Origin of the sequence: Pseudonocardia sp. (genome assembly GCF_025465255.1) — a bacterium.
GTDB lineage: Bacteria > Actinomycetota > Actinomycetes > Mycobacteriales > Pseudonocardiaceae > Pseudonocardia.
The window spans coordinates 21,113-27,656 of the sequence record NZ_JAODNI010000131.1 but is presented as its reverse complement, the minus strand read 5'-3'; the positions used below and the strand labels follow the sequence as shown (position 1 = coordinate 27,656).

The window sequence follows — 6,544 nt, the reverse complement described above, 5'->3', positions numbered from 1 at the left end:
GGTGGCGCGGGCGAGGACCAGGACGCGGAGGCCGAGCGCGGCGCGGTCGGCGACGGCGGCGGCCAGCGAGGGGCCGGCCAGGTGCGGGGCGAGGGCGTCGGGTGCGCCGAGGACCCACGCGCCGTCGGCCGTGGTGACCCCGGACCAGCGCAGTGACGAGGCGAAGGGCACCTCGTCGCGCAGCACCCAGGCCGTGCCCGGCAGGCTCGATGCCAGGGCGGTGGTGGTGAGGTTCGGGGTGGTGGCGCTGCGGGCCAACGCGCCCAGCGTCGCCTCGACCTCCACGGGGTCGTGGGCCCCGACCGGCGCCACGTCGGAGAGGGCGAGCCGTCCGGTGGTGAGGGTGCCGGTCTTGTCGGTGCACACGACGTCGACGTTGCTGACCGACTCGACGGCGTTGACCTGCTGCACCAGGGCGCCGCGGCCGGCGATCGTGGCCGCGCCGACGGTGTAGGCGACGGCGATGAGGAAGAACAGGCCGTAGGGGACCAGCCCGGACAGCACGGCGGTGGTCTGCACGACCCGCAGCAGGGTGAACCCCTCGAGCGCGGCCTGGGCGAGGATGGCGCCGCTCATGAGCACGACCAGGGCCATGACCAGGCGGACGACGAACTCGATGCGGCGTTGCAGTGGGGTCTTGTCGGTGGTCACCCGCCGGGCGTCGGTGGTGAGGCGGCCCGCGTAGCTCGCGGCGCCGACGTCGCGGGCGAGCTGGTGCCCCTCACCGGCGACGCAGAGGCTGCCCGAGCGCAGGTCGTCCCCGGGATGCTTGACGACCGGGTCGGACTCACCGGTGAGCAGCGACTCGTCGGCCTCCACGCGGCCGCCGTCGAGCAACGGCCCGTCGACCACGATCTGGTCGCCGGCGCGCACCCGGAGCACGTCGCCCCGCACGACGGCGTTCGGCGGCACCTGGACCTCCCGGCCGTCGCGGACGACGAGCACCCGGGCCTGGTCGAGCAGCTGCAGGCCGTCGAGCTTGCGCTTGGCCGCGATCTCCTGGGTCGCGCTGATCACCGCGTTGACCAGGCCGAGCCCGACGCTGATGAACGCGTCGTTGTAGCGGCCCAGCGCGAGCAGTGTGGCACCGATGACGAACAGGATCGTGTTGTAGAAGGAGAAGACGTTGGTGCGCAGGATCGTGGCGTAGGTGCGCGAGGTGCCGCTGACCGCGGTGTTCGCCTCGCCGCGCCGACGACGGGCCTCGGCCTCCCGCCCCGACAGACCGACCTGCCCCGACGGACCGTCCTGCGCGACGGTCGTCGCGCGTCCGGTCGATCCCGCCGCCGTGGCATCCATCCGGCCCCCGTTCCTCGTCCTGGTTCCGCTGCGGCGTCGCGCCTGCTGCGGGCGGCATGGTCGCACGCGCGGTGGTCTCGCGCCGTGGCACACGCTCCGCATCACCCGGCGCATCGCGGGAACCCCTCCGCCTATCGAGAGGCGACCGCAAAGGAACGGCGATGCTGTACTACCCGGACTTCGTGACGTCGGTTCAGCAGCTGGGGGACGTCCCGGCCGAGGACGCCGAGCGCGTGGCCTGCGCCACGCTGCAGGTGCTGGCGCGGCGCATCTCACGGGGGGAGGCCGACGACCTCGCGGCCCGCCTCCCGGGCCGGCTGCGCGCGTGCCTGGAGTACGAGGGGCCCCTGGAGAAGTTCGGCCTCGAGGAGTTCCTGCGGCGCATCGCCCGGCAGGCGGACGTCGATCGGCCGACCGCCGAGCAGGTGGCCCGGGCGGTGGTCGCCACGCTGTGGCGGGCGGTGGGCGGCGAGGAGTTCCACGACATGCGGTCGCAGCTGCCGAAGGAGTTCCGGCGGTGGCTGGACGAGGCGGTGGCGGCGGCGCCACCGGTGCAGGAGGAGGACCCGCCGGAGAGGCTGTCGCTGGAGGAGTTCCTCGACCGTCTCGGCGAACGCGGCGTCGAGCGCGAGCAGGCGCCGGCGGTCGCGGAGGCCGTGACGGAGGCCCTCGCCGCGCGCATCACCGGTGCGCAGGCCGAGGACCTGACACCCCTCGTCCCGCGCGAGCTGCGGCACCCGCTCCGCCGCGGCGTCGACCGCGGCCGGGGCGCGCGCGTGCCGATGGCCCTGATGGACTTCCTGGCCGAGATCGCCGAGCGGACCGACGCCGACATCGGCGCCGCCCACCGGTACGCCCAGGCCGTGGTCGCCGCGCTCCACGGGGCGGTCGGCGACAAGGAGTTCTCCGACACGGTGGCCCAGCTGCCCGCCGAGTACCGCGACGCGTTGATCCCGGAGTACGCCTGAGCGGGGTCCGGCTCCGGCCGCACCGGTAACGCGCGCCACATGGTGACGACTGTCTCCGCGACTGTGATCAGCGGCTTTGCGTCGAGGACACCCGCAGGCCGCCCGTGAGGTGACTCGCGGCCACGCACGGCGGGCACGTTCGCCGGGTACGTGTCCGCCACAGCGAGGACCACAATGTCTGCCACGACCGTGACCGCGCCCCCGACCTCATCTCCGGACCCCACCCCCTCCCCGCCGCACGACGGCGGCCCCCCCGAAGGAGAACTCCGCGGCCGGCTCGTCCGCGGCGCCGGCTGGACCGCACTCGTCATCGCCTGCTACTTCCTCGCCGAACGGGCGGAGGTCCTCGGGGTTCCCGCGCCGAGCCTGCTGACCGGGCTCGTCGCCGGGATCGCGCTCGCCCTGCCCGGCCTGGTCGGACGTCCGTTCCCGCGGGGCGCGAACCGGGCCGCTCAGGCGCTCGTGGGGGTGCTCATGGGCAGCTACCTCGACTCGCAGGTCCTGGGCGTGCTCGGCGCCGCGCTCCCGATGCTCGCCGTCACGGTGGCGACGATCATCCTCTGCGTGGGCGCCGCGGCCGTCCTGGCCCGCTTCGGGAAGCTGAACCTCACCGACGCGACCCTCGGCATGGTCCCGGGCGGTTCCGCGGCGGTCGTCAGCTGCGCGGACGACCTCGGCGCCGACAGCCGGATCGTCGCGTTCAGCCAGTACCTCCGCGTCGGGCTCGTGGGGCTCACCGCACCCGCGATCGCCCTGGGCTTCGCGCCGCAGGACCAGAACCCCGCCGACGACCGGCTTCAGCCCCTGCTCCCGGTCATGGGCCACCTGGTGGACTCCGCCGACCAGCTGGGACGGCTGGTCGTCCTCGCGGCCATCTGTCTCACCGGATTCGCCGTGGGGCGCCGTCTCGGGCTGCCGGCCCCGGTACTGCTCGGGCCGATGCTCGTGGCCGCGGTGTTCACCCTCACCGGGGCGTCCTCCGGGTTCGCGCCGGCCGGGCCGCTCAAGGACGTCGTCTTCATCGTCGTCGGGCTCGAGGTCGGCCTGCGCTTCACCCGCTCGGCGGCCCGCCACGCGGCCGGGGTCTTCCCCCACCTGCTCGCAGCCACGGTGGGCGTCTGCGTCGCGTGCGCCGGGCTCGCCTGGGGCCTCGCCGCCCTGGTGGGGATCCCGTTCACCGAGGCCTACCTCGCGACGACCCCCGGCGGCATCAACGCGGTGCTGGCGACGGCGGAGTCGACCGGCACGAACGTCCCGCTGGTCTCCACCGTGCAGAGCCTGCGCCTGTTCGTCGTCGTCCTCGCCGTCCCGCTCGTCGTCCGCGCGCTGGAGGCGACCCGGCGCCGCCGTCAGGAGATCACGGGATGAGCGTCGTGTTCGCCAGCATCGGGATGTCCCTCGACGGTTACATCGCGGGGCCGAACGCGGGCCCCGGCAACGCCCTGGGCGACGGCGGGCACCGCATCCACGAGTGGGCCCTCGACCTGGACGGGGGCGAGGAGGACCGGGGACGCGACGACGCCGACGAGCACGTGGTCCGGGAGATCCGGCTGCGTGCGGGCGCCTACGTGATGGGACGGTGGATGTTCGACGAGGGCGGCGCCCGGCGCCCCGACCCGCCCCCGTTCCGCGCCCCGGCCTTCGTCCTGACCCACCACGCGCGGGAACCGTGGACCCGTCGCCGCGGGGCGCCCTTCACATTCGTCACCGACGGCGTCACGACTGCGGTGGAGCAGGCGCGTGACGCCGCCCGCGACAAGGACGTGCAGGTCGTCGGCGGTGCGACCACCGTGCAGCAGTGCCTGGAGGCGGGCGTGCTCGACGAGCTCCAGATCCATCTCGCCCCCGTGCTGCTCGGCAGTGGGGTCCGCCTCTTCGACCGCGTCACCGCCGGCGGCCGGCGGTTCGACACCACCCGGGTCATCGGTTCGCGTGGGGTGACCCACCTGCGCTACCGCGTGTCGGACACCTGACCCGGCGGCGGAGGCCGGTCGAGCGGAAGGTCACGCACGACGCGCCGGGGCACCGGCTGCGTCCCGGGAGCCCGCTGACCGGAGCCGGCTCCCGGTCGACCCGGCGGCGGTGTCGGCGTGGCCGAGGGTCCACTGCGCGATGTCGTTCTTGCGGTCCACTGATCCGGCGCCGGGTGGCCCCCTCCGCGTAGAGCTGGTCGAACCCGTCGACGAGTTGCTGCTCGTAGTCCGCAGGGGAGAAGCCCGGGAAGTCGAAGCTGGCGATTCGGACGATCTCGGCGGCCACGTCCGGGTGGCGGCGCACGGCGTCGCCGATCATGAACGGCGTCATCGGGATCTCGTGCCGGTCGAGCAGGTCGAGGATGCGCGGGACCTCCTCACGGGCGCCGTACTCGTAGAAGCTGTTCTGCCCCAGGCCGGGGTAGCCTTCCATGATCGGCTCGGTGATCGGCCCGCCGGCGCCGCTGAGGGGTTGGCCACCGGCCTCGAACTGCATGGAGACGGTGACGGCGAGGCGGGCGCCGTTCGGCCAGAACTCGTGGTCGCTGCTCATGGACGTGCTCCGCTCCGGTCGGCATGAAGGTCGGGGCGCCTCGAGGTGCCGGGAGTCGAGGCCGAGCGCCCGTCGGGCGCCGGGCACGCCGTCGGTGGTACCCCTGGACGGGCCGCGGGATACCAGGCGTGTGATGGACGAGGTGCCATCGGGCCTGCGTCCGCGGCGACCTGCGAGTGGCCGGGGCCGCGCTGGTGGCGGAGAACCGCTGAGTGAAGGAGAGGTGAGGTGCATGTCCGTCCTCGACGGGATCCTTGACGGTGTCCGGGAGGACCTGGCGGAGCGCGAACGGCGGGTGCCGGCGGCCGAGCTGAAGGCGCGGGTCGCCGGCATTGCGCCGGCGCTGGATCCGGTGCCCGCGTTCCGCGCGCCGGGCACGGCGATCATCGCGGAGGTGAAGCGGAGGAGCCCGAGCAAGGGCGCTCTCGCCGACATCCCGGACCCTGCATCGCTGGCCCGGGAGTACGCGGCGGGCGGGGCGTCGGCGATCAGCGTGCTGACCGAGCGGCGGCGGTTCGGCGGCTCACTCGCCGACCTGGCCGACGTGCGCGACGCCGTGGACGTCCCGGTGCTGCGCAAGGACTTCGTGGTGACGCCCTACCAGTTGTGGGAGACGCGGGCGTGGGGCGCGGACCTCGCGCTGCTGATGGTGGTGTCGTTGCCGGGCGGCCTGCTGGAGGAGCTGTACGGACTGGCCCGCGAGCTCGGCCTGACCGCCCTGGTCGAGGTGCACACCGAGGAGGAGCTCGGGCGGGCCGTCGACGTGGGGGCGGAGGTCGTCGGGATCAACGCGCGGGACCTGACGACGCTCGACGTCGACCGGTCGGTGTTCCGGCGACTGGCGCCGCAGGTGCCCGAGGGGCGGGTCCGGGTGGCGGAGTCGGGTGTCGCCACGGCCGCCGACGTGGCGGAGTACCGCGGGTGGGGGGCCGACGTGGTGCTGGTCGGCGAGGCGTTGGTCCGCTCCGGGGCGCCGCGCTCCGCGGTCGGCGAGTTCATAGGAGCGGCCGGCTGATGCCGGGGGCCTGCACCGTCGCGCACGGAGACGTACGTCCGGGCGAGTAGCCGGCGGCAGGCCGGCCAGCGGTGTCGGAAGGCCCTCGACGGGTAGTCCTCGGGGGAGCCGAACGAGCAGGAGGACGCCGTGGCGGACGACCGAGGACGCCGGTCCCGCGAGGACTACGAGAAGGGCCTGCCGGACTACCACGACCCGACGGCGGGCCTCGGCGGCGCCGCGCCCGCCCGCAGCGCCCTGACGCTGCGGGCGCTGCTGGCGGCGTTCGGCCTGGTCGTGTGCGCGGTGGGAGCCGTGCTCGCCTGGCGGGTGGGCGTCCTGTGGCTCGCGGTGGTCCTCGTCGTGGTCGCGGTGATCGCCCTCGCGGACCTGGGCTGGGTGCTGTACCGCAAGTCCCGCGGCGAGCCGGGCTGAGGTGGCGGCGGGACCACCCTGCTCGAACCGGCTGCCGGCCGATCGACAGCCCCGGCGGTAGCCGTCAGGCTGGGCGGGTCGGGGGTACTTCGAGCTCGCCGTTCCTCGTGACGGGCCGTCTTCGATTCTCGACCACAGGAGTCACGGCTCCGGACGGGCGGTCTGATGACCGGTCACACTCCAGACGTGCCCGCCGCGGCCGCGGCAGAGCTGCAGCAACTGGACGATCCTGATCGACGACCCCACCGAGGACACGGACTGGCCGGGCTACAGCATCTCCGCTGTTGCGCACGGCGTCCGGTCGTCGCTGTCGGTACCGGTG

Annotated in this window: 7 protein-coding genes; 5 read left to right on the top strand and 2 right to left on the bottom strand. The window is 74.2% G+C overall.

Features of this window, described 5'->3' with window-relative positions; translation table 11 throughout:
• On the bottom strand, positions 1–1,299 hold a 1,299-nt coding region (locus JWP64_RS16205; protein WP_297497450.1), incomplete at its 3' end, for an HAD-IC family P-type ATPase.
• A 161-nt stretch (positions 1,300–1,460) separates the two neighbouring features.
• Here JWP64_RS16205 and JWP64_RS16200 point away from each other — a divergent pair.
• From JWP64_RS16200 to JWP64_RS16190, 3 genes are all read left to right on the top strand, one after another.
• Positions 1,461–2,267, top strand: coding sequence for a DUF2267 domain-containing protein (locus JWP64_RS16200; RefSeq protein WP_297497447.1), 807 nt, complete (start codon positions 1,461–1,463; stop codon positions 2,265–2,267).
• A 174-nt stretch (positions 2,268–2,441) separates the two neighbouring features.
• Positions 2,442–3,635, top strand: coding sequence for an AbrB family transcriptional regulator (locus JWP64_RS16195; RefSeq protein ID WP_297497444.1), 1,194 nt, complete (start codon positions 2,442–2,444; stop codon positions 3,633–3,635).
• Positions 3,632–4,240, top strand: coding sequence for a dihydrofolate reductase family protein (locus JWP64_RS16190; RefSeq protein ID WP_297497441.1), 609 nt, complete (start codon positions 3,632–3,634; stop codon positions 4,238–4,240). Before JWP64_RS16195 ends, JWP64_RS16190 begins: the two co-directional genes overlap by 4 nt.
• Here the strand turns inward: JWP64_RS16190 and JWP64_RS16185 are convergent.
• Positions 4,188–4,793, bottom strand: a complete 606-nt coding sequence (locus tag JWP64_RS16185; protein WP_297497438.1) for a polysaccharide deacetylase family protein — start codon at positions 4,791–4,793, stop codon at positions 4,188–4,190. The genes JWP64_RS16190 and JWP64_RS16185 overlap by 53 nt on opposite strands.
• A gap of 232 nt (positions 4,794–5,025) precedes the next feature.
• Between JWP64_RS16185 and trpC the strand changes: the two genes are divergently transcribed.
• The gene (trpC, locus tag JWP64_RS16180) at positions 5,026–5,808 is read left to right on the top strand and encodes an indole-3-glycerol phosphate synthase TrpC (protein WP_297497435.1); all 783 of its coding nucleotides are present in this window, start codon (positions 5,026–5,028) and stop codon (positions 5,806–5,808) included.
• Positions 5,809–5,937: 129 nt separating this feature from the next.
• On the top strand, positions 5,938–6,222 hold the full coding sequence (locus JWP64_RS16175; protein WP_297497432.1) for a hypothetical protein: 285 nt from the start codon (positions 5,938–5,940) through the stop codon (positions 6,220–6,222).
• The last annotated feature ends 322 nt before the right edge of the window (positions 6,223–6,544 follow it).